28 protein-coding genes and 1 pseudogene are annotated in these 21,394 nt (G+C 35.3%); 17 read left to right on the top strand and 12 right to left on the bottom strand.

Going from position 1 to position 21,394, the window contains the following annotated elements:
• Window positions 1-11 precede the first annotated feature (11 nt).
• The 9 genes from FGL31_RS10450 (at window position 12) to FGL31_RS10415 (ending at window position 4,724) form a co-directional block, all read left to right on the top strand.
• Window positions 12-1,481, top strand: a complete 1,470-nt coding sequence (locus FGL31_RS10450; RefSeq protein WP_138091262.1) for a RagB/SusD family nutrient uptake outer membrane protein — start codon at window positions 12-14, stop codon at window positions 1,479-1,481.
• Between the two features lie 18 nt (window positions 1,482-1,499).
• Complete coding sequence (locus tag FGL31_RS10445; RefSeq protein ID WP_138091260.1) at window positions 1,500-2,351, top strand: substrate import-associated zinc metallohydrolase lipoprotein; 852 nt, start codon at window positions 1,500-1,502, stop codon at window positions 2,349-2,351.
• The gene (locus FGL31_RS27810; protein WP_138091258.1) at window positions 2,351-2,632 is read left to right on the top strand and encodes a DUF4302 domain-containing protein; all 282 of its coding nucleotides are present in this window, start codon (window positions 2,351-2,353) and stop codon (window positions 2,630-2,632) included. The genes FGL31_RS10445 and FGL31_RS27810 overlap by 1 nt, the downstream gene beginning before the upstream one ends.
• The gene (locus FGL31_RS27805) at window positions 2,616-2,975 is read left to right on the top strand and encodes a DUF4302 domain-containing protein (RefSeq protein WP_171017620.1); all 360 of its coding nucleotides are present in this window, start codon (window positions 2,616-2,618) and stop codon (window positions 2,973-2,975) included. The genes FGL31_RS27810 and FGL31_RS27805 overlap by 17 nt, the downstream gene beginning before the upstream one ends.
• Window positions 2,953-3,156, top strand: a complete 204-nt coding sequence (locus FGL31_RS30515) for a hypothetical protein (protein WP_512745623.1) — start codon at window positions 2,953-2,955, stop codon at window positions 3,154-3,156. The genes FGL31_RS27805 and FGL31_RS30515 overlap by 23 nt, the downstream gene beginning before the upstream one ends.
• Window positions 3,157-3,319: 163 nt before the next feature.
• Window positions 3,320-3,532, top strand: coding sequence for a hypothetical protein (locus FGL31_RS10430; RefSeq protein ID WP_138091254.1), 213 nt, complete (start codon window positions 3,320-3,322; stop codon window positions 3,530-3,532).
• Between the two features lie 98 nt (window positions 3,533-3,630).
• A complete protein-coding gene (locus FGL31_RS10425; protein WP_138091252.1) occupies window positions 3,631-3,912 on the top strand; it encodes a hypothetical protein in 282 nt (93 codons plus the stop codon).
• A gap of 360 nt (window positions 3,913-4,272) precedes the next feature.
• On the top strand, window positions 4,273-4,461 hold the full coding sequence (locus FGL31_RS10420; RefSeq protein ID WP_232046595.1) for a hypothetical protein: 189 nt from the start codon (window positions 4,273-4,275) through the stop codon (window positions 4,459-4,461).
• Window positions 4,452-4,724, top strand: a complete 273-nt coding sequence (locus tag FGL31_RS10415) for a hypothetical protein (RefSeq protein WP_138091248.1) — start codon at window positions 4,452-4,454, stop codon at window positions 4,722-4,724. Before FGL31_RS10420 ends, FGL31_RS10415 begins: the two co-directional genes overlap by 10 nt.
• 225 nt (window positions 4,725-4,949) lie before the next feature.
• On the opposite strand, the gene FGL31_RS10410 is transcribed toward FGL31_RS10415, so the two are convergent.
• From FGL31_RS10410 to FGL31_RS10390, 5 genes are all read right to left on the bottom strand, one after another.
• Window positions 4,950-5,210: a hypothetical protein gene (locus tag FGL31_RS10410; RefSeq protein WP_171017619.1), complete on the bottom strand. Its 261-nt coding sequence runs from the start codon at window positions 5,208-5,210 to the stop codon at window positions 4,950-4,952.
• Between the two features lie 239 nt (window positions 5,211-5,449).
• Window positions 5,450-5,611 (bottom strand): hypothetical protein, encoded by a 162-nt coding sequence (locus FGL31_RS22635; protein WP_171017618.1) that lies wholly within the window; start codon window positions 5,609-5,611, stop codon window positions 5,450-5,452.
• A gap of 11 nt (window positions 5,612-5,622) precedes the next feature.
• Window positions 5,623-5,886, bottom strand: coding sequence for an acyl-CoA dehydrogenase family protein (locus FGL31_RS10400; RefSeq protein ID WP_138091242.1), 264 nt, complete (start codon window positions 5,884-5,886; stop codon window positions 5,623-5,625).
• Window positions 5,887-6,020: 134 nt separating this feature from the next.
• Complete coding sequence (pnuC, locus tag FGL31_RS10395; RefSeq protein WP_197734193.1) at window positions 6,021-6,641, bottom strand: nicotinamide riboside transporter PnuC; 621 nt, start codon at window positions 6,639-6,641, stop codon at window positions 6,021-6,023.
• Window positions 6,642-6,818: 177 nt separating this feature from the next.
• Entirely contained in the window at window positions 6,819-8,315 is a 1,497-nt protein-coding gene (locus FGL31_RS10390; RefSeq protein WP_138091240.1) for a malate:quinone oxidoreductase, read from the bottom strand.
• A 237-nt stretch (window positions 8,316-8,552) separates the two neighbouring features.
• Here FGL31_RS10390 and fabG point away from each other — a divergent pair, with 237 nt between their 5' ends.
• The 3 genes from fabG to FGL31_RS28935 all read left to right on the top strand — a co-directional run bounded on the left by fabG (window position 8,553) and on the right by FGL31_RS28935 (window position 10,360).
• Window positions 8,553-9,296 (top strand): 3-oxoacyl-[acyl-carrier-protein] reductase, encoded by a 744-nt coding sequence (gene fabG / locus FGL31_RS10385; protein ID WP_138091238.1) that lies wholly within the window; start codon window positions 8,553-8,555, stop codon window positions 9,294-9,296.
• 82 nt (window positions 9,297-9,378) lie between these two features.
• Window positions 9,379-10,002, top strand: coding sequence for a hypothetical protein (locus FGL31_RS28940; protein ID WP_317130997.1), 624 nt, complete (start codon window positions 9,379-9,381; stop codon window positions 10,000-10,002).
• Window positions 9,992-10,360, top strand: a complete 369-nt coding sequence (locus FGL31_RS28935) for a hypothetical protein (RefSeq protein WP_317130996.1) — start codon at window positions 9,992-9,994, stop codon at window positions 10,358-10,360. The genes FGL31_RS28940 and FGL31_RS28935 overlap by 11 nt, the downstream gene beginning before the upstream one ends.
• Before the next feature lie 20 nt (window positions 10,361-10,380).
• Here the strand turns inward: FGL31_RS28935 and FGL31_RS27800 are convergent, their stop codons facing one another.
• A complete protein-coding gene (locus FGL31_RS27800) occupies window positions 10,381-10,614 on the bottom strand; it encodes a neutral zinc metallopeptidase (protein ID WP_262709086.1) in 234 nt (77 codons plus the stop codon).
• Entirely contained in the window at window positions 10,583-11,233 is a 651-nt protein-coding gene (locus FGL31_RS10375; protein ID WP_262709085.1) for a neutral zinc metallopeptidase, read from the bottom strand. Before FGL31_RS10375 ends, FGL31_RS27800 begins: the two co-directional genes overlap by 32 nt.
• Before the next feature lie 352 nt (window positions 11,234-11,585).
• Between FGL31_RS10375 and FGL31_RS25340 the strand changes: the two genes are divergently transcribed.
• From FGL31_RS25340 to FGL31_RS10360, 4 genes are read left to right on the top strand one after another with little or no spacing between them, the layout of a single operon-like run.
• The gene (locus FGL31_RS25340; RefSeq protein WP_232046593.1) at window positions 11,586-11,864 is read left to right on the top strand and encodes a PhnA domain-containing protein; all 279 of its coding nucleotides are present in this window, start codon (window positions 11,586-11,588) and stop codon (window positions 11,862-11,864) included.
• On the top strand, window positions 11,848-11,961 hold the full coding sequence (locus FGL31_RS25335) for a PhnA domain-containing protein (RefSeq protein ID WP_232046588.1): 114 nt from the start codon (window positions 11,848-11,850) through the stop codon (window positions 11,959-11,961). The genes FGL31_RS25340 and FGL31_RS25335 overlap by 17 nt, the downstream gene beginning before the upstream one ends.
• A gap of 25 nt (window positions 11,962-11,986) precedes the next feature.
• Entirely contained in the window at window positions 11,987-12,688 is a 702-nt protein-coding gene (locus FGL31_RS10365; RefSeq protein WP_138091236.1) for a rhodanese-like domain-containing protein, read from the top strand.
• 20 nt (window positions 12,689-12,708) lie between these two features.
• Window positions 12,709-13,083 (top strand): DUF423 domain-containing protein, encoded by a 375-nt coding sequence (locus FGL31_RS10360; protein WP_099372281.1) that lies wholly within the window; start codon window positions 12,709-12,711, stop codon window positions 13,081-13,083.
• Window positions 13,084-14,015: 932 nt separating this feature from the next.
• On the opposite strand, the gene FGL31_RS10355 is transcribed toward FGL31_RS10360, so the two are convergent.
• From FGL31_RS10355 to FGL31_RS10335, 5 genes and pseudogenes are all read right to left on the bottom strand, one after another.
• Complete coding sequence (locus FGL31_RS10355) at window positions 14,016-14,738, bottom strand: menaquinone biosynthetic enzyme MqnA/MqnD family protein (RefSeq protein ID WP_138091234.1); 723 nt, start codon at window positions 14,736-14,738, stop codon at window positions 14,016-14,018.
• Window positions 14,731-15,357 carry a histidine phosphatase family protein gene (locus FGL31_RS10350; RefSeq protein ID WP_138091232.1) on the bottom strand — a complete coding sequence of 209 codons (627 nt, stop codon included), beginning with the start codon at window positions 15,355-15,357 and terminating at the stop codon, window positions 14,731-14,733. The genes FGL31_RS10355 and FGL31_RS10350 overlap by 8 nt, the downstream gene beginning before the upstream one ends.
• 14 nt (window positions 15,358-15,371) lie before the next feature.
• Window positions 15,372-16,572, bottom strand: a pseudogene (gene mqnE, locus FGL31_RS10345) (aminofutalosine synthase MqnE).
• A gap of 61 nt (window positions 16,573-16,633) precedes the next feature.
• Window positions 16,634-18,460, bottom strand: coding sequence for an ABC transporter ATP-binding protein (locus FGL31_RS10340; RefSeq protein ID WP_138091231.1), 1,827 nt, complete (start codon window positions 18,458-18,460; stop codon window positions 16,634-16,636).
• Between the two features lie 175 nt (window positions 18,461-18,635).
• On the bottom strand, window positions 18,636-19,691 hold the full coding sequence (locus FGL31_RS10335) for a LacI family DNA-binding transcriptional regulator (RefSeq protein WP_138091229.1): 1,056 nt from the start codon (window positions 19,689-19,691) through the stop codon (window positions 18,636-18,638).
• 508 nt (window positions 19,692-20,199) lie between these two features.
• Here FGL31_RS10335 and FGL31_RS10330 point away from each other — a divergent pair.
• Window positions 20,200-21,360, top strand: a complete 1,161-nt coding sequence (locus FGL31_RS10330; protein WP_138091227.1) for a pyridoxal phosphate-dependent aminotransferase — start codon at window positions 20,200-20,202, stop codon at window positions 21,358-21,360.
• Window positions 21,361-21,394 lie beyond the last annotated feature (34 nt).

Genomic DNA, 21,394 nt, shown 5'->3' with positions numbered 1-21,394 from the left:
AAGATTTAGCCATGAAAAGAAAATTTTATACAATAATTTTATTGGGATTTATTTTATCAGGGTGTACAAAATTCCTTGAAACACCACCTGATTTAAGAACGGAACTAGATTCACCTACTAAAATTGCAGAATTATTAACCTCTGCATATCCTCAAGGAAACTACATTCCTTTTATGGAGGCAGCTTCAGATAACGCCGGAGATAAAGGGATGGCAAGAAGCACTGGAGATCCATTAAATCAGAATCCATGGAAATTTCAAGATGTAGAAGCTCGAGAACAAGACTCACCAACTTTTTATTGGTATGCAGCTTATAAAGCAATCAGTACAGCAAATCATGCTCTTCAAGCAATTGAAAAACTCAATAATCCAAAAGAAACAAATTACTTGAAAGGAGAAGCTCTTGTTGCTAGAGCTTATGCTCATCATATGCTGGCAATTATTTTTGCTCCAAACTATGAAATAGAAACCGCAGACAAATTGCCAGGAATACCTTATGTTACTGAACCTGAAAATATTGTAATCAAAAAATATGAACGTAAAACAATTAAATACGTTTATGAAATGATCGAAAAAGATCTAACTGAAGGAATCCTTTTGTTAGATGACAATAAATATAAAGTTCCAAAGTTTCATTTTAATACTGCAGCTGCGCATGCTTTCGCTACAAGATTTTATCTATTTAAAAAAGATTATGAAAAAGCTGCTAATCACGCTGATTTAGCTTTAGGGCCAAATCTTGAAAATTATTTGAGGCAAATAAATCATGAAGATTTTAGATCATTAGAATATTTCAATAAACAGCGTTATTACTCAGACTCCTCGACACCTACAAATCTATTACTCGTAGAAGCACCAACTATTTGGAGTAGAAATATGGTCCAAAATAGATATGGATTAACAACTGAATTAGTAACTGAGTTATTCAGTAATCCAAACGTTTCTTCTGGTCTTTATGGATACACTCTTTTTGGAACAGAACAATTTTTACATGTTCCAAAATTCAGAGAACATTTTGTAAAAGCATCAATTAACGCCAGCTATGGAGTGCCCTATAATATGATCCCTTTATTTACTGCAGATGAATTAATGTTGAATAGAATTGAAGCATACGCTAGAATAAAAAAAATTGATAGAGCAATAGAGGATTTAAACATATTTATTAAGCATAAAGTATTTTATACATTCAGTATCCCAATTTATATTCCTTCTATCCACACAATCAATAGCGTTAGAATCAACTTGTTTTATGGATCATCAGATCTTGAAGAAAACATTGTTAAAACGGCAATTGATTTTAGAAGAAGGGAATTTGTGTTTGAAGGTTTACGTTGGCTAGATATCATCAGACATAAAATTCCAGTTACACACCGGTCTCATGATGATAAGGAGGTATACTTTTTAGGAATAAACAGCCCAAGAAGAATATTTCAAATCCCAGATGAAGTGATCATGTCAGGAATCGAACCAAATCCTAGATAAACCTAAATAATTAAACAGATGAAAAGACTTATTTTATTTTCTATTATTCTTACAGTTCTTACGAGCTGCAAAAAAAATGATTCATTACCATCCGACAAAATAATAGATTTAGGAGGAGAAAGATGGGTAAGAACAGAGATTGATAATATCATATACAATGATTTTATAAAAACCTACAATATTGAAGTTAAATACAAATGGAGCCCATTTGAAATCAATTTCAACAGAACATTGGTCCCACCAATGGAATTCCAAGTTGAACCAGTTCTTTCTGCTATCAAAAAAATTTGGATGGAACCATATGAAAAAATTGGTGGTAAGGACTTCTTAAAAAAACATCCAATAACAAAATTTGTACTGGTTGGTTCACCAGAATTTCAGAATACAGGAGGAATAGTTTTAGGTAGTGCTGAAGGGGGAACCAGAATTAACATTTATAATGTAAACAATTTCTTTATTAGAAATCAAGAGTCTGTCAAACAGATGCTCCATACTATTCATCATGAATATGTCCATATTTTGCATCAAACTATTCATTATCCACAAGAATGGAGGGGACTAAGCACAAAATGGTATACTGAAACATGGTTTAACACTCCAGAATTTATAGCACAAACAGAAGGATTAGTATCTAGTTATGCAAAGTCATCTGAAAGAGAAGATTTTGCAGAAACGGTCACTTTTCTACTTATTAAAGGACAGGAAGAGTACAATAAGTTGATCAGTTCAAACCCCGACGTTGCTCATATTTATAAATCGAAACAATCTATTATTGAAAATTATTTCAAAAATGCATTTAATGTCGATTTTAAAACATTCCAATTCGAAGTCCAAAATGCTATTAAAAACATCACTCAAATTAAACAATAATGAAAACCAATATATATTTATTAATACTGGTATTTACAGTGTTTTTTAGCTGTAAAAAAACTGATCAAATATTAGATCGACCAGATAAAAAACTCAATGAATTGCGATCTCAATATATAGAACAATTAGTAGGTGCTGAAAATGGATGGATTGGATATCTTTTCCCGGAAGGAGGCCGAGGATTTACGTTTAAATTCGAATTCAACAATAGCAATAGAGTATTAACTTATTCAGCTTTGGATGAAAAAAAAATCATTGGTACCGATGGAAAGTTCGTATAGAATTGCTGCTGACCAAGTATTGAGCCTGTATTTTGACACTTACTCATTCATACACATCTTATCAGATCCAGATGATTTTGTGAATGGAGGATTTAGAGGTGCCGGACTAATTTCAGATTTTGAATTTTCGATTTTAGACTTTAAATCTGATACAATAAAGTTAAAAGGCAACCATAATGGTAGCGAATTAATATTAATTAGGGCAAACAAGAATCAAGGTAAAGATTATATAAATAAAGCCTTTAAATTCAACAACTCGCTCGAATCAATAAATCATTTTCCATATTACTATAAGCTAATAAAAACATCAAGGGAAAGATATTCAATTCGCTATCAATACTGACACCAATACCATTTCTTTTTATTATGATTCTAATGGATTTAAACAATTCACAACAGAATATGCGGTTGCAGAAAATGGTATTATTCTTAGAAATCCTTTTCAACTTGACGGCCTTACTATAAATCGATTATATAAATTTAATTTAGATCCTGCTGAAGGAAAAGGAAGTTTTTTTAATTGAAGAAAACAAAAATCTTGAAATATTTAACTCTCCTACCCCGGTAGTTATTGATAAGGACGCTGCAAGAAGATTATACTTAAATAATTATCAATATACATCTCCAAACGGTTTTACTATAAATGGTAAAATTGATGGAACTAATCTAAAAAGATTCCCTGGATATGTGGGCACTTATTTTATACCAAGAAGATATCTGGACCCATTAGATGCTGTATATATTACTTTTCTGTTTGGTGCCTCCTACGTTGGACCATTATTCAATACTTTATATACTATAGATGGCAAAATTGTATTCAAAGAATTTATGCCTGTTACTGGATTTGACCCTGAAGATAACCTGGCCACGCTTGAAGAATTTAACAAAGTTATGGTTTGATCCTGCCGGATTCTATGCATATCAAACAGGAACTAATTTCTATGATATGGTGAGTATAAAAGATGGCAAAACATGGATACGCTTAAATTAAAAATGAAATGAAAAAATATATATGTATTATTTTGGTTCTAATTTTTTCAAATTGTGCCAAAGATCCGTTTGAAACTTATGAGATTGAAAAAGTTTGGGAAAATACCTCAATTGATTTAGTTAAATTAAAATCTGAAATTTTGGAAAATAAAAATGGGTGGGAATTCTTTATCCAAGGGAAAGGCAATAAGTCAGTCCATTATGGTTTTTTTAATTTTCAGTCAGAAAATGCTGTAGATTTTGTTTGTGACCTTTCTTCAGAATTTACACTTTATCTAATTCCGCAATAAATTTTGAGAATATTGAATCTAATGCCGCAATCAAATTTCCATCTACATCAAGGTTAGGCTCAATTAGCAAACTCAGCTTCCAATATCGACTCAGTGTATGTGGTGAAAAACTTGAAAAGAGGATACGATATTTTTTGAAGGTGAAACTACTAGATCAATTCTTAAGCTAATTAAAGGAAAACCTGAAAAACTGGAAAAAATTAAAAATAATAGTATTTCGAAAGATAAAGAAGGAATATCAAAGATCCTAAATTTTTCCAAGATTCTTCTTCCATATAAAATATCAAAATATTCAATTCGACCTTGAAATTGACACCCTTCAAAAAAACATTTAATATTAGAAAAAATAATGGCAAAAGGATGGAAATTGATGTTCATAGATATTACTTTAATGGCGAAAAAATCAAATTTTTAACTCCATTGAAAATCATGGATAAGGTCTTTCCAGATTTAAAATTGAAATCCATAAATAATAATGAGGCAATCTTTGAGGAAGGTTTAAAAATAACTAACGAAAGTAAACCAATTTCTATGACCATATGCCAATAAAAACTTTTGAAGGTACAGTTATTTCTTGGGCTTGGGGATCAAGGACTGGCTTTTCTCAAAGAACAAAAGATGATATAGCAAAGCTTAGAAACATAAAAGATTTTGATCGATTGATCATAAATCCAAGATTCGATACAGACACGGTCGCGAAAAAAGATTATGGCTTTCTAGGTATCCTTTTAAAGGGTAGATATACGGATGGTTCAGACTTTCCAATAGTAACAATTACTGCTGACAAATTAATTGAAATTCACCAAGTTTAGATTAGCTAGTCCGGTAAGTGATAATCGAGTTAAAGAATCTAAAGAGATTTATGAACCTTATCTATACAAATTCGGTTGGATTTTATATTATCCAAATGCAAAAATGGATATTATATGGTTGATGCTCGAGATGCCCTAACTTGGGTTTATTTTCAATTAGCAATGTCATAAATTTATTTAAATAAACCATGAGGATTGCGTATAATCTTCATGGTTTATTTTCACCTACAAATTCAACAAACTATGTTGGCTCGCCGTAAACAAATTTCGAATCACAATATTCATCTCATTTTCCTTCTGCGCTGCTCTAATTCCTAACAAAGGCATTAACTCTGCCACATTCATCCTAATCTCTTTCGCTAATTCCCTTGAAACCCTTCCTACTTCTGCAAACATCTCTTCATCCCCACCTTTATTCAACAAGGCATCATCCCAAATTTTACCAGCCAATTCTTTTACAAACCTGTACCTTTGTATCAAATTCACTCCTTATCTCATCTATCTGCCTAAATCTTGATTTACTAAACTTTTCCGCCCAAACTTGATCTTTCGATTTTTCGAAATAATATTTCTCTATTAAATCCAAAAATCTCCTGAACATACCCGTATAATTCATTAACAAGGTCAATTCTGCAAATGGCATAAAAGGAATATTAAAAAGAGCTGAATCAGATGATTTATAGGCAGGGTCTAAAATAAACGCATGTGATTTCGGAACTTGAATCTTATCTAGGGAAAAAAGAATGACTTGCTGTACATTCCAAACCGAATGTATCCCAATCATAATGCACCAATACATCTTCACGAGGTACAAAAAATGAATAATAAACAGATTCACCAGCGTCATTTTTTAACACTTGTCCATTTTCGACTATTTCTGCGTTCAATGTAAAGTGCGTTAAAATGAGGTGCTCCGGTCGCATAACTCCAAAAAACCAGAAATAACATAGTTATCATCTATCAATTCTGCCTTTCCTCCTACTCGACCACTTCCACCTAAACAGACTTTAGGATCTTGCCAAACCAATTTTGCTAATTGAGGATCGATAAAGCCGGCAAACATATTTGCTCCTGCACACAAGGTAACCGTCCAAGCTAATCCGCCATCCCAATATGCCAATTCTTCCAATAGGTTCGATCCATCCAGAAAAGGAATTTCCAAACCATTCAATTCTTTTGGAACCCATAGGTTGAACCAATTATTTGAATATATAAGGTCCAGTTTGATCTCGAGTAAGCGCTTTATTTTTTATTCCCGAAGCTTGTAATTCTTGTATTCTTTGTATCGTATCTTGATTAAGCATTTTGCGATTTAATAAGTTCTTGCGCCATAATTTTCCGCCATTTTAGATAGCCGAAAATAGCAACAATAAATAAAAAGGTTGTCAAGGCAGCAAATAGATAAAGGTTTTTATGGATTAACAACGGTATTGCAAATAAGTTGCTGATATTCAACAATATCCAGTTCTCAATCTTTCTTTTTGCCAAAAGCCACATTCCTGCCCATGCAGTAGAGGTTACCCAAGCGTCCCAAATTGGAACATCAGAGTCAGTAATTCCTTTTAATAAGAAATAAAAAATAAAGAATCCGATAAATACAATACCAAGTACAACCATCCATTCAGATTTCGAAGCCTTGGTGATCGGTTGTTCTTTAGCTTGCTTATTACTCACCCAATACCACCAACCATAGATGCTCATAATGAGATAATAGATCTGTAAGGCAATTTCTGCATACAATTTTGCGTGGAACAAAACCATCATACCGGTAGTAATACCAAGGATGCCAAAAAAGTAATTAGATACCTTATTGTTCTTGGACAGCAAGACTTGAACAATGCCGCAAAGCACAGAAAAACGCTCCAACCATGAGGTTGCTTGAAAAGCTTGAATTATGTTTTGTAATATTTCCTCCAAAATATATGCATTAGGATTTGCACTTATGGAGATTAAAGAAGGGATTCTTATTATTCCTACGCCAGCATTACCTGGATCAGGTTCATTCCGAAAAAACGGAATTGGGTATAATCTCAGCCTAAAAATATGTCCCGTCTCTTCGACAGGACATATCAGCACCCCATAAGTATTCTTATGTTATTTATCTAACTGTAAAATTGAAGATGTACGCGCTCTTGTAGATTCACATAACGTTGGATCATCATTCAATTTTTTACCCCATGAAGGGATCATTTCTCTTAATTTCTTACGGTATGAGTCCGATTTTGCACGTTCAGGAAAACATCTCTTCAACAGGTTGATCATAATCGCTACGGATGTTGAAGCACCTGGTGAAGCACCCAACAAGGCAGCAATAGAACCATCAGCGCTAGAAACAACTTCAGTACCAAATTCCAAGATACCACCATGTTTTGGATCTTTCTTGATTACCTGAACACGTTGCCCTGCCTTTTCAATCTCCCAGTCCTCCATTTTGGCAGTTGGCATAAATTGTTTCAATGAATCCAATTTATCCTGAGGCTTTTTCATAACTTCGGTAATTAAGTATTTTGTCAATGGTAAGTTATCCAATCCTGCAGAAAGCATAGGACGAATATTCGAAAGTTTAATTGACGCTGGCAAATCGAAATATGAACCTTTTTTCAGGAACTTAGTCGAAAAACCGGCGTAAGGACCAAATAACAAGGCTTGCTTGCCATCGATATATCGAGTATCCAAGTGAGGCACAGACATTGGAGGAGCTCCAACAGAAGCCTTTCCATATACCTTGGCGTGATGTTGTTTAATGATTTCCTCATTGTTACATCTCAGCCATTGGCCACCAACAGGGAATCCACCGTATCCTTTTGCTTCAGGAATACCAGATTTCTCCAATAATAATAGTGAGTGACCACCTGCACCTATGAATACAAATTTCGCTAAGATTTCACGCTTCTGACCAGTTTTTAGGTCTTTAACTTCCACTTCCCAGCGACCATCGTCTTCACGGTCTATATCTTTTACCTCTTGATTAAGGGATAATTTAATATTATCCTTTCCATCTAAGTAAGTGATTAAATCTTTTGTTAAAGCACCAAAATTCACATCAGTACCGATTTCCATTTTAGTAGCTGCAACTGCTTCATCATCTGAGCGTCCATTCATCATCAATGGAACCCACTCCTTCAACAAAGCCTTATCCTCAGTATATTCCATACCTTTGAATAAGTTTTCCTTAGTCATTGTTTCAAACCTTGTCTTCAAGAAGTTCACATCCTTCTCACCGAATACTGCAGACATATGTGGTACACGACGGATAAAATGACTTGGATTTTTAATGATATTCTTTTCGACTAGGTAAGACCAAAACTGCTTAGAAATTTCATATTGTTCTGCAATACTGATTGCTTTATCAATTTTTACACTTCCATCAGGCTGTTCTGGTGTATAGTTTAATTCACAAAGGGCCGAGTGACCTGTTCCGGCGTTGTTCCATGCATCTGAACTCTCTGCAGCAACAACATCTAAACGTTCTATAATCTCAATATTTATGTCTGGACTTAGCTCATTAATTAACGTACCTAACGTTGCACTCATGATACCTCCACCAATCAATACAACGTCGACTTCCGTTTTCTTTGTTTTCTTACCCATGGTTTTTTAAATGAAATACAAAATTAATATTCAGTTTATATTTAAGCGAATAAATTTGTCAGAAACGTTTCAAATATTTGTGATTTTATCAATATTCCCCCACATACTTATTCAATTCTACCACAAACCCATTTTTTTTGGCACGGCAACCTTTCTATTCAGCAACATTTTTTGTATTATGCAGTTTATTTTCCACTTTTGTGGACTTTATAGTATTGAACATTAATAATTATTTATATGAAATTGTTAGCCGGAAAAACAGCCTTAATCACTGGGGCATCAAAAGGAATAGGACGTAAAATCGCTGAGGTATTTGCCCAAAATGGTGCAAATGTGGCGTTTACTTACCTATCATCAGTAGAAAAAGGTCAAGCTTTAGAAAAAGAACTTGAACAATTCGGAACAAAAGTAAAAGGTTACCGCTCAGACGCTTCCAAATTCGATGAAGCAGATAAACTGATAAACGATATTGTAAGCGATTTTGGAACTCTTGATATCGTCGTAAACAATGCTGGAATAACCAAAGATGGTCTGCTAATGAGAATGACCGAAGAAAATTGGGATGATGTCATCAACATCAACTTAAAATCTATTTTCAACGTGTCTAAAGCAGCATCTAAAGTAATGATGAAAAACCGTAAAGGTAGTATCATCAACATGAGCTCTGTAGTAGGTGTTCAAGGAAATGCTGGCCAAGCAAATTACGCTGCCTCCAAAGCTGGAATTATCGGATTCTCTAAATCTTTAGCTAAAGAGTTGGGATCAAGAAATATACGCACAAACGTAGTAGCACCTGGGTTTATCCGTACAGAAATGACAGATGTTTTAGATCCAAAAGTAGTAGAAGGTTGGGAAGCAAACATTCCTTTGAAACGCGCTGGTGAACCAGAAGATGTAGCAAACGCTTGTTTGTTCTTGGCATCTGACCTATCATCATACATTACAGGTCAAGTAATCCCTGTATGTGGTGGTATGTTGTAAAATTTAATCCTATTCATCAATCCATAAAAAGACTTCCTCGCGGAGGTCTTTTTTGCTTTTTGGTTATCGTATATTTGCAGCAATGGAACTGCAACAAAAAATTTTCAATATAAAGACTGAAACTGAGTTTAATGAAATTGCCATTGATATATTTAGATACCAGGCAACAAGTAATCCTGTTTACAAACAGTATATTGATATTTTAAAAGTGGATAAATCACAGATCAAAAGCTATCGAGAAATCCCCTTTCTACCCATTCAGTTTTTCAAATCCCAGGACATTATTACCGATGGAAAATCTCCAGAAATAACATTTTCATCTTCTGGTACAACTGGAATGATCACCAGCCAACATCTTGTAGCTGATGTAAATCTGTATATTGAAAGCTTCAGGAAAGCTTTTGAACTGTTCTACGGAAATGTTGAGGACATGGCTGTTGTTGCACTACTGCCTTCTTATCTAGAGCGATCTGGATCATCATTAATCTATATGGTTGATGATCTGATCAAGAGATCCAATAACACCGAGAGTGGATATTTCCTGTACAACCATCAAGATTTATTTAACACACTAAGTACACTGAGAGATAAAGGTAAAAAGACAGTTTTATTTGGAGTAACCTACGCCTTATTGGATTTCGTAGAAAACTTCAATATAGATTTCCCCGAATTGATCGTCATGGAAAACAGGCGGTATGAAAGGTAAAAGGAAGGAGATGATTCGAGAGGAGCTACATAAAATCCTCTGTGAAGGTTTCCATGTTAAAAGCATTCACTCCGAATTTGGGATGACTGAACTACTTTCCCAAGGATACTCCAAAGGAAATGGTCTCTTTCATACACCGCCATGGATGAAGATCTTAATCAGAGATACAAATGATCCTCTTTCATTATTGGACAATAAAAAAACAGGAGCAATAAATGTCATTGATCTTGCCAATTATTACTCCTGTTCATTTATAGCTACTCAAGATCTGGGCAAGTTCCATCAAGATGGTTCTTTTGAAATCCTGGGTAGATTTGACAACTCTGATATCAGAGGTTGCAATCTTTTAGTTCAATAGTTTATTGTAAACTTGGGTCATCAAAGGTATTGCCCCGCATTGATATCTCCAGTATCATATCCTTTCTTAAACCAATACATACGTTGTTCAGAAGAACCGTGGGTAAAAGATTCTGGATTAGATTGACCATAAGCTTGTTCTTGGATATGGTCATCTCCTACCGCAGCAGCAGCGCGCATACCTTCAACAATATCATCATAGGTAATTTCTACATCCGTAGTTTTATTCAAGTGATGAGCCCAAAACACCAGCATAAAAATCTGCTTGTAATTCGGTCATTACCGAAATTTTATTGTTCTCACGCTCACTCAACTTAGATCTCAATGCATTTGTCTGAGAAAGAACTCCAAAGATGTTCTGGATATGATGACCTACTTCATGCGCAATAACATATGCAAGTGCGAATTCCCCTTTCGCCCCATATTTTTGAGCCAGTTCTCTATTGAAACTTAAATCAAGATAAACTTTTTGGTCCCCTGGACAATAAAATGGCCCAAAAGCAGATTGACCCATACCACATCCTTCTGTTTGTGCAGCATCTGTATAGATTACCATAGTAGGTTTTGGATACGATTTCCCATTTTCCTGAAAAATCTTGGTCCAAACGTCATCAGTACTTGCCAACACTACATCAGCAAAATCCATCAGCTTATCTTCCTCAGGAGTAGATTGGTATTCTCCTTGTTCATTAACAGTTCCCTGTTGCTGAGAACCACCCATTTGATTCAGGATTTCATTAGGGTCTCCACCCATCAAGAATCCAATGATTAAAACGATTACACCACCGATTCCTCCTAGAGTCATTTTCTGTCCACCAGACATCCCTCTACGATCTTCAATATTTCCGCCGCGGCGGCCACCTTGCCATTTCATAAGTATATTTTATTAAATTTTAGTTTGTTCTTGGTTACACTACAAATTCTTTGCCACAGCATAGCGTGTACAATAACTTAGTTCTAAGGTACAATTCATTCTCCTCATTTAAAATGCTTATCTTTGAATTCATTTAATATTACCAAACATATGTTATTAGACGATCTGAAAAACAGAAGTGAAAATCAATGCGAACTATGTCGCTCTTCAGAAAACCTTGAAATATACGAAGTCCCTCCTACCTCAAATCCTTCTTTAGATAACAGCATTTTGATCTGTTCTGTTTGCAAAGGACAAATAGAAAAAAACAGAACAAATTGACCCTGAGCATTGGAAAGTTCTTGGTGAAACCATGTGGTCTGAATTTGCACCTGTTCAAGTGGTTGCATGGAGGATGTTGAGCAGATTGAGAAATGAAGCTTGGGCTGCCAACAATCTTGATATTTTATACCTTGATGATGAAACCCTCGAATGGGCTAAGAAAACAGGAGACCACGAAGCAGATGCAACAGTGGAATTTCATCAAGATTCTAATGGAACAAGACTTTTTGAAGGTGATACAGTCGTATTAATCAAGACCCTAGATGTAAAAAGGATCGAGTATTTCTGCCAAATTGGGAACCGTTGTTAAAAACATTAGACTTGTTCCTGACAATACAGAACAAATAGAAGGCAAGATTGAAGGCCAAACTATCGTTATATTAACAAAGTACCTTCGCAAAGGTTAATATTAGTGTAAACGGAAATTTATTTATGAAAAAGTTATTGTTCACAGCATTAATTGGATTGGCTTGTTTACAAGCCAATTCGCAAGAGAAAATCGATGCTGTTAAAATGGAAGAAGTAATTGCGAAACCTCAGACCCAAATTCTGGACGTTAGAACTTCCGAAGAATATGCAGGCGGACATATTCCAAATTCAGTAAACCTGGATTGGAAAGAAAAGGAAAAATTTACCGAAGCTATCAAAGATTTAGACAAAGACCAACCTGTCTATGTTTATTGTCTTGGCGGTGGTCGAAGCAAACAAGCAGCACAATATCTGACAGAAAATGGCTTTAAAGTTTATGATTATTCCGGGGGCATGATGGACTGGAGAAATGCTGAAAAACCTGAAATCAAACCTGAGGCAGGTAAAGAAGCTAAAGGAATGAGTACCGATGAATTTGACCATGTAATCAATTCATCAGACTTGGTTTTAGTAAATTTCTCAGCAGTTTGGTGTGTTCCTTGCCAAGAGTTAAAACCTACAATCGACAAAATCGAAAAAGAACAAGCCGGAAAGGTAAAAGTGGTAAGGATTGATGCTGATAAGAACAAAGAATTGATGAAAGTTTTGAATGTCCGCGGGATTCCACAAATGATCCTTTACAAAAAAGGAGAAGAAGCTTGGAACAAATCCGGAATAGCAACAGAAACCGAAATCTTGGCTCAAGTGAAAAAAGCCTCTAAATAAATATCCTTAATTCAAAAAACGTGAATCAAATAGCACTAATTTCCGGATCAATATTAGGAATTCTATCCATAGTATTCGGAGCCTTTGGAGCGCATGCTCTTAAAAAAGTACTCACTGAGGAAAGATTAAATTCTTTTGAAGTTGGCGTTCGTTATCAAATGTATGCAGCTATAACTCTTTTGATTATTGGCTTCCATTTAGATTTTGCAACAACAACAGAAAAATGGGCATACTACGGCATTTTTTGGGGATGTATCCTTTTTTCAGGCAGCATTTATTTTCTAAGCCTTAAGGATGTCTTAAAAGCGAACCTAAGATTTTTGGGTCCTATTACACCTTTGGGCGGTCTATTGATGATCGTAGGTTGGGTCATGCTGTTGATATCATTCTTATAATATAAAGAGATTATAAAGAACGGTCCATGGAAATTTCCATGGACCTTTTTTTTTGTGCCAAATCTGGTAAAGTTCATGGCATTCTTGCAGCACTCCTGCTAGCGCAAGTCTTTGACTTGTGTTTGACTCTTGTTCCTCTCTTGTACGCACCTTGGCCGCACTTCATTCGGACCTTGTTCGGACATGATCCGAACAAGGTCCGAACAAGGTCCGGCTGAGGTCCGAACGAAAGAGGAATGAGTCCCCTATTAGGTAGGAAGATAAACTATAAAGAATTATAAAAGGGTGTATAGACACTAGACATAAGACACTAGACATTAGAAATTGAAAACCGCCGTTGGCTACGCGGGATCATCGCTTTCGGAGTTGTCTCCGCCGACCACCAAACTGCAAATGGTCTTATGTCTTTTGTCTAATGTCTAATGTCTAAATCATTAAAATCAATCGCTATAATAGTGACACCCCAAAAGTTTGTAAGGAAAAATACCATCGGGATGACTCTATTATAGCAGGGAATTTAACAAACATGTCACATCTACGGCGTTGGTTTTTTAGGCGATTTTCATTTCTATAGATATTTCATGCCGGTGGCATTTAAGATATATTTCATGCCTCCGGCATTTTACCCCGATGGGGTTTTTGGAGTGTATTACCTTATTTTTTCTATAATAGTGACACCCTTACAGGGTTTTAATTGCTTCGTAAAAACATTTCTATAATAGTGACACCCATATAGGGTTGTAAGGATAAATGCTATAGGCATGCATTATGTGGCAGGTGGGGACACCAGCCACGGCGTGCCGTATTGGCCGAAGGATGGTCCTTGAGCAACGGAACCATGATATCTACTTTGATGGTTGCTGGGGACACCATGGCGACTTGACTTGTCTAATGTCTTATGTCTATTGTCTAATGTCTATTATATAAATCCCCTACCCCAATTCCTTATACCATTCCAAATATTTCTCAATGGCTTTTTTCTTATCTGCATCTAAATGATAGTTTAGATTTTCATTTAGGTATTTGTGATAATCAAAGTTTGGAAAAGAAGGCAATCCTGGGATAACATCGTCTGGCCTGGAAACTCCATCAGCTAAGGCTGAATTAAATTTATTTTCAAAAGAATCTGGGAGCTCTTTGTTTGACACCCAAACGGCATAAGCAAATGGCAATCCTGTTAATTCTTTCCAGTAATGACCCATATCATAGACGTAAGGAACTTCTTCCTTTTTGCCAAAGGTTCTATCTCCAATTAAAACGTAAGCATCGGCCTCTCCTTCAGTAACAATCTTTACTTCTTTTTTCCAGTAATGCTTTAACAATATTCTAGCTAAGCCATTGGATGTCCGAGATTGTTTGTCTAACAGTAAGGTTTCTACCTCCTCAATTGGTTTGTTGGAAAATATAAATACAGAATCGACATAGTCGGTTGAACCGATACAATAATCTCCAATAAAATGGTATTCTTTTAGATCTGTAAGGGCTGCAATGGGAATAATTCCCATATCCGATTCGTCAGAAATTACTTTTCGGGCACATTCTGCTGGAAAATCTACAGACAGCTCAATATCATTCATCACATCTGAATTTCTTATTCCCTGTAAAAAAGGCAAAGTGTTGGTATAAGAAACCGCAGATACTCTTATTTTACTCATCTAATAATCCTTCTAAATGCTTTACGTTGTAGTGATCGACGATAGCGAATTCATTATCGCTATATTCTAATTTGTACAAGGCTGTGTTTGTGTGAGGAAAATCATCCATATTGCATACTGGAACATTTGTCAAATGGCATAGCATCACACGTAATGCTCGGCCATGCATACAGACTAGTATGGTTTCTTCTTCAGGTTGTTGAAGCATATATTCAATAGCTTCTTTTTGCCTAGTGACTAATGTGTTTGGAGATTCGCCTTCTTCAATTGCTAAATCCAAATCATTGTTGCGCCAAGATGAAACTACCTTGTCAAAACCTGTTAAGATTTCTTCTGTTTGGGTTTGACCCTCATATATACCCCAACTAATTTCATCCAACCCAATTAGCTGTTCCATTGGAATACCATCCTTTAAAAATGGAGCAACAGTTTGATGAGTACGAATTAATGTGGAAGTATAAATCTTGTCGAATGGAATATTCTTGTACGTATCATAGAAAGCCTGAGCCTGTTTAATTCCATTTTCATTTAATGGACTGTCAACACCTCGGCCTTGAACTATACCTTTTAGATTTAATTCCGTTTGCCCGTGACGAATAAAATAAAATGTTTTCTTCAATTTGGTTCTCTTACTTAAGAATTAACTACTGGTAATGAATAATACTGTTTTTTAGGATTTGTTTCTTCGAATACAAAATCCTTATAATCTGTAACTACATTATAAATAGTATCTCTTTCAATTGGATGTCTACCTACATTTTTAATCAGCTCTACCAATTCTTTGGTACTCATTGCCGGTGTTTGTTCTTCTGCACCTGCCATACTGTAGATTTTGGGTAGTGTCATCTAAAGTACCATCGATATCATCGACACCAAAACTCAGTGACATTTGAGCCGTGTTTCTTGAAATCATGGCCCAATATGCTTTTATATGAGCAAAATTGTCCATATAAATTCTTGCGATGGCATAATTTCTAAGGTCTTCTATAACAGAAACCTCAGGAACATGGTTCATTTGATTGTCTTTATTTCTGAATTTTAGCGGAATAAAAGTCTGGAATCCTCCAGTTTTATCCTGCAATTGCCTTAAGCGCTCCATATGGTCTACACGATGCCAAAACTCCTCGATATGACCATATAACATAGTTGCATTGGTATGCATTCCCAATTTATGAGCTTGTTCATGAATATCAAGCCATTGTTCAGCCGTACATTTATCATGAGCAATCTTCTCGCGAACTTCAGGATGAAAAATCTCAGCTCCTCCACCAGGCATAGAATCTAAGCCACAGGACTGAAGATATTTCATTCCATCGTAATGACTCAATTTCGCTTTCTTAAAGATATAGTAGTATTCAACGGGGGTTAAACCCTTAATGTGAAGTTCAGGGCGGTGCTCCTTACAACGCTTGAAGAATTCAGCATAGAACTCCAGGTTTTGCTTTGGTACTACTCCCCCTGTAATGTGGACTTCAGTTACTGGTTCCCCATCATATTTTTTGACGATGTCCATCATTCCATCGACATCCATTTCCCAACCCTCCGTACGATTCTTGATTAATCTGGAATATGAACAGAATTTACAGTCATAAACACAAACATTGGTGGGTTCAATATGGAAATTACGATTGAAGTAAGTGTAATCTCCGTGTTTTTTCTCTCTGATATAATTTGCTAATACGCCTAGATAGCCCAATTCTGCATTTTCATAAAGGTAAACTCCTTCATCAAATGTAATTCGCTCACTATTAAGGACCTTCTCAGCAATTAGCTTTAACTCTTCTGATAGATTCTTGTCGTTTATTAAAAACGCTAATTTTTCTGTTGCTTCCATTTCGCTTCCTTACTATACAAATGTAGGAAAACATAGCCGAAAAAGCTAAATTTAACAGTCGCTATGCTTCTACAAATTGCTGCATATCAATCAGTCTTTTGTATAGACCGTTTTGAGCTATCAAGCCCAAATGTGAACCTACCTCAACAATCCTGCCTGCTTCAAGAACGATAATCTTGTCGGCATTCTGAATCGTACTCAGTCGGTGTGCAATAACAACCGTCGTCCTGTTCTCCATTAACTTATATAATGAATCCTGAACCAGACGCTCTGACTCTGTATCCAAAGCTGAAGTCGCTTCATCCAACAGCATAATAGGTGGATTTTTGAGCACTGCTCGAGCAATACAAATTCGCTGACGCTGACCTCCTGATAATTTGGAACCTCTGTCTCCGATATTCGTCTGATAACCATGCTCCGTACCCATGATAAAATCATGTGCGTTTGCAATCTTAGCAGCTTGTATAACCTGCTCCTCCGTAGCCTCAGAATTGGCAAATGCTATATTGTTGAAAATAGTATCGTTAAATAAAATAGACTCTTGATTGACTACCCCGATTATTTTACGAAGAGATTCCTGTTGAAGATCTTTGACATCTATTCCATCGATTGAAACCTCACCAGTAGTAGCGTCCATAAATCGTGGAATTAAGTCCACTAACGTGGATTTACCACCTCCGGAAGGACCAACTAGTGCTACTGTTTCACCTTTATCGATCGTAAGATTGATGTTTTTCAGAACGTCATTATCTTCATAGGCAAATGACACATTGTTGAATTCGATTTTGTCATCAAATTTTTTGATTTCAAATGCATTCGGTTTATCTGCCACTTGATTTTTCTCATCGATCAACTGCAATACTCTTTCACCGGCAGCTATACCATTGTGGATATTGCTGAAAGCATCGGTAAGAGCTTTAGCCGGTCTCATCACTTGTGAAAATATGGCAATGTATGCTATAAACTCAGAAGCCTCAAGATCTCCTTGACCACTTAACACTAAGTGACCACCATACAGCAAGATTACCGCCACCATACCTACACCTAACAGCTCCGAAACTGGTGATCCCATCTGTTGTCTACGAACCATTCTCCTATTTACGGTTGCATATTCATCATTCTCAGCATTAAATCTTCCTTTGATAAAATCAACTGCATTGAACGATTTGATAATCTTAATTCCAGAAAGTGCTTCTTCCAATAAGGTTATCATATTTGCATAAATACGTTGTCCTTGTTGGGCTTGTTGTTTCAGCGTCTTAACAATTTTGGAAATAAAAAATGCTGAAACAGGAATAACCAATAAGGAGAACAAGGTTAATTTAGCAGATATAATAAATAGCATAACCAAGTATGCAATCAACTGTAACGGTTCTTTAAATGCTACTTGTAAGGTCCCTGTAACTGAAAATTGCACAACCTGTACATCAGATGCAATTTTAGAGATAATATCCCCTTTTCTTTGATTTGAAAAATAACCAAGATGTAAGTTCATTACATTATTGAAAACAGATTTTCTCAGATTCAATAAAGTATGAATCCTTAAGTTTTCCATTATTCTTTGAGAAAGATACCTGAATAAATTGCTTACAAAAACCGAAGCAACAATAACAATACAGATATATTTTAGGGCATCGTATGGGCCTAAGCGATCATTAAGATCATAGGCGAAATAATTAAAATACCCCATAATATCAGTTAGGTTTTCCGGCTTAGAGACCGGTTCGATTACTGTATCTTGAGAATTAAATAAAGTGTTTAATAATGGTGCTAATAGAGCTAAATTCAAGGTGCTGAACACCACCATTATCAAAGTACATATGATATAAGGAATAGCATATTTTTCAATTGGTTTCGCGAACGAAAGAAGTCTAAAGTATGTCTTCATGCAGATTACTAAGATTACAAATGTAAGAAAAATTGTAACCTATGGTGTTTTTCATCCAGCCATGCATCAAATTGTTGCAAATAAATGTCAATTTAGCGGACAAAAAACACCGTTGTAAGGATGCTTATGGGCATACTATCATCAATTCTCCAATAAGTTCATTTCACTATTAGAATCAATTTTCATAGTATATATAGTTTTCCTTGGTTACAATATCGATAGGCATATATTGTAATTTTATCACTTTCCTTTTTGCGATAAAATATTCATAGAGTGCCAAAAAGGCTTTATAACCTTGTTCTAGGGGTTTTTGGCATATCAAGAAGTCAATATATCCTTCTTTTAAAAAATCAATGTTTCGGGTATGATATCCATTTCCTACAAGCTTAATATGGTTTAAGCCCCTATCTTTTAAATATTTAGCAACAAGATAGGCTCTAGAATTTGTAACATAGATTAATTTGGGCTGTTGATGATTCAAATAATCTTCCATAAAAGCTGTGATCTCTTCATCGTCTGCAATTTCTACATTGAAACTTTTTATAGAACATTGGTAGCTGGTATCAATAAAAAATTGTTCAAATCCTCTGATTTTTTCTTCCAAGTGGTTTGATATATCTTTTTCTTTGGCAACATTCAACACCAAGATTTCATCTTTGGGTTGGATCAGGTATTTACACAGGTGAGCCACTACCCTTCCAGATTGTATGATGTCTTGACCAATATAACTCAAGGGATGTACTGAAGGCACTTGTGATTCGATAAACACGAATTGAATACGCTTTTCTGTGCATTTAGCTGCAAAATCTTTTGTTTCGTTGAGAAAAATGGGAGCTACGATTACACCATCGATATGCTTTTTGAGCAATTCATCACTTTTTGCCAGGAAACTTTCTCTGTCATCCCGATCAAAAAAATAATATCGAAGATCAACACCAAAATCACCAAATTCCGACAGAGCTTCTTGGATTCCGGAAACTGGAGCATTCCAATACTCAGCTTCTGAACATTCCTTTGGAATTAAGATTCCAAATTTATATACGCGCTTTGAAGCTAATCGCTTTGCTAAAATATTCGGCTTATAATCCATCTCCTTAATGATAGACAATATCTTTTCTTTCGTTTTTTGCGCAACACCGGTACGGTTATGCAAAACTCTATCAACTGTAGCTATGGAAACATTCGCCCGGCGGGCGATCTCTTTTACACCAGATAATTCAGATACTTTCATGGGATTTAAAAATTAAAGAAAATATTTTACACTTATAAACATTAAACTAACCTTAAAACGAAAATACACTTTTATATCATTAAATATTATTTTCTTTAAAATTAATTTTAATCTTTTTGTTTTTATCATGCAAAACTTGAATTATAAATTATACATTTTTTCTCACAAAGAATAATAATTTATAATAATTTATTTTTATTGCTCAATTTAAGCTTATATAAGCAATATTTCAATAAAAATAAGTATCAAATGTATTTCTATAGTTGAGAATATTTAATAATGGAGAAATTGTTTACAAGATATTTATCAAAATATTCATGTAGCCAAAATTTTCCTAATAATTACTTTCGAGGGGTTGCTTGGAAATGGCTGAGTTCCTAATGCCGAAACCTAAAGAGTTAAACAACAGGTTACTTCATAAATTATTCAATCATGAGCTTTATTATTTGTCATAATTGGAATAAAACCATTAAGTTTTTATAATTTTATCGCCAAATCAAATTAAAAAATGGAAATAGAAGTAGCGAAAAGGCTTCAACGAACAGAAGAATATTACTTTTCGAAGAAGTTGAGAGAAATCGATGAAATGAACAGGAATGGTGCTCAAGTAATTAACCTTGGCATCGGAAGTCCTGACCTACCTCCTCATCCAGAAGTGATTAAAACACTTCAAGAGCAGGCAGCATTACCAACTACTCATGGCTATCAAAGTTATAAAGGAGCACCTGCTCTTAGAACGGCTATGGCGGATTGGTATCGTCGATATTATCGCGTTAATCTAAATCCAGACACACAAATATTACCACTTATTGGTTCTAAAGAAGGTATAGTGCATATCTGTATGACCTACCTTCAAGAGGGTGACTATGCTTTGATTCCAAATCCTGGTTACCCAGCCTATTCAAGTGCGGTTACGATCACTGGTGCAACACCATTAACGTATGATCTAAAACTCGAGAACAATTGGTTGCCAGATTTTAACCAATTGGAACAGATGGACCTATCAAAAGTGAAGCTTATGTGGATCAATTATCCGCATATGCCGACTGGTGCCTTAGCCAACCGTGATTTTTTTGAAAAAATTATAGCATTCGGAAAAAAGCATGAAATATTGATATGCCATGATAACCCATACAGTTTTATCTTAAATGATAGTCCACAAAGTATCATGGAAGTTCCTGGAGCTTTAGATGTAGCTATAGAACTTAATTCGTTGAGTAAATCATCAAATATGGCCGGTTGGAGAATTGGCATGTTGATAGCGGATGAAAAACGTATTGGCCAGATCATGCGATTCAAAAGCAATATGGATTCAGGAATGTTTCTACCTATGCAATTAGCTGCTGCAACAGCTTTATCCTTGGATAAATCGTGGTACACGGAATTGAATGAAGAATACCGTAAGCGTATAAATAAGGTTTTTGAAATCATGAATCTGTTGAACTGCAGCTACGACGAAAATCAAGTAGGATTGTTCGTTTGGGCCAAAATCCCTGCAGGATATGAAAATTCATATCAACTTTGCGATAATATTCTTTATAATGCGCATGTATTTATTACGCCGGGAGGGATTTTTGGATCTGAGGGAGAACAATATATCCGCATCAGCTTATGTGCCAAGGTAGAAGTGTATGAACTTGCGATTGAAAGAATTAAAAAATCATTATAACTTTCGATCTGCAAATTTTTAATTTAATTGAATT

The sequence above is a fragment of the Sphingobacterium daejeonense genome (genome assembly GCF_901472535.1).
Classification (GTDB): domain Bacteria; phylum Bacteroidota; class Bacteroidia; order Sphingobacteriales; family Sphingobacteriaceae; genus Sphingobacterium; species Sphingobacterium daejeonense.
Note: the sequence above shows the minus strand (reverse complement) of the source record. Positions and strands in the feature narration are given on the sequence as shown.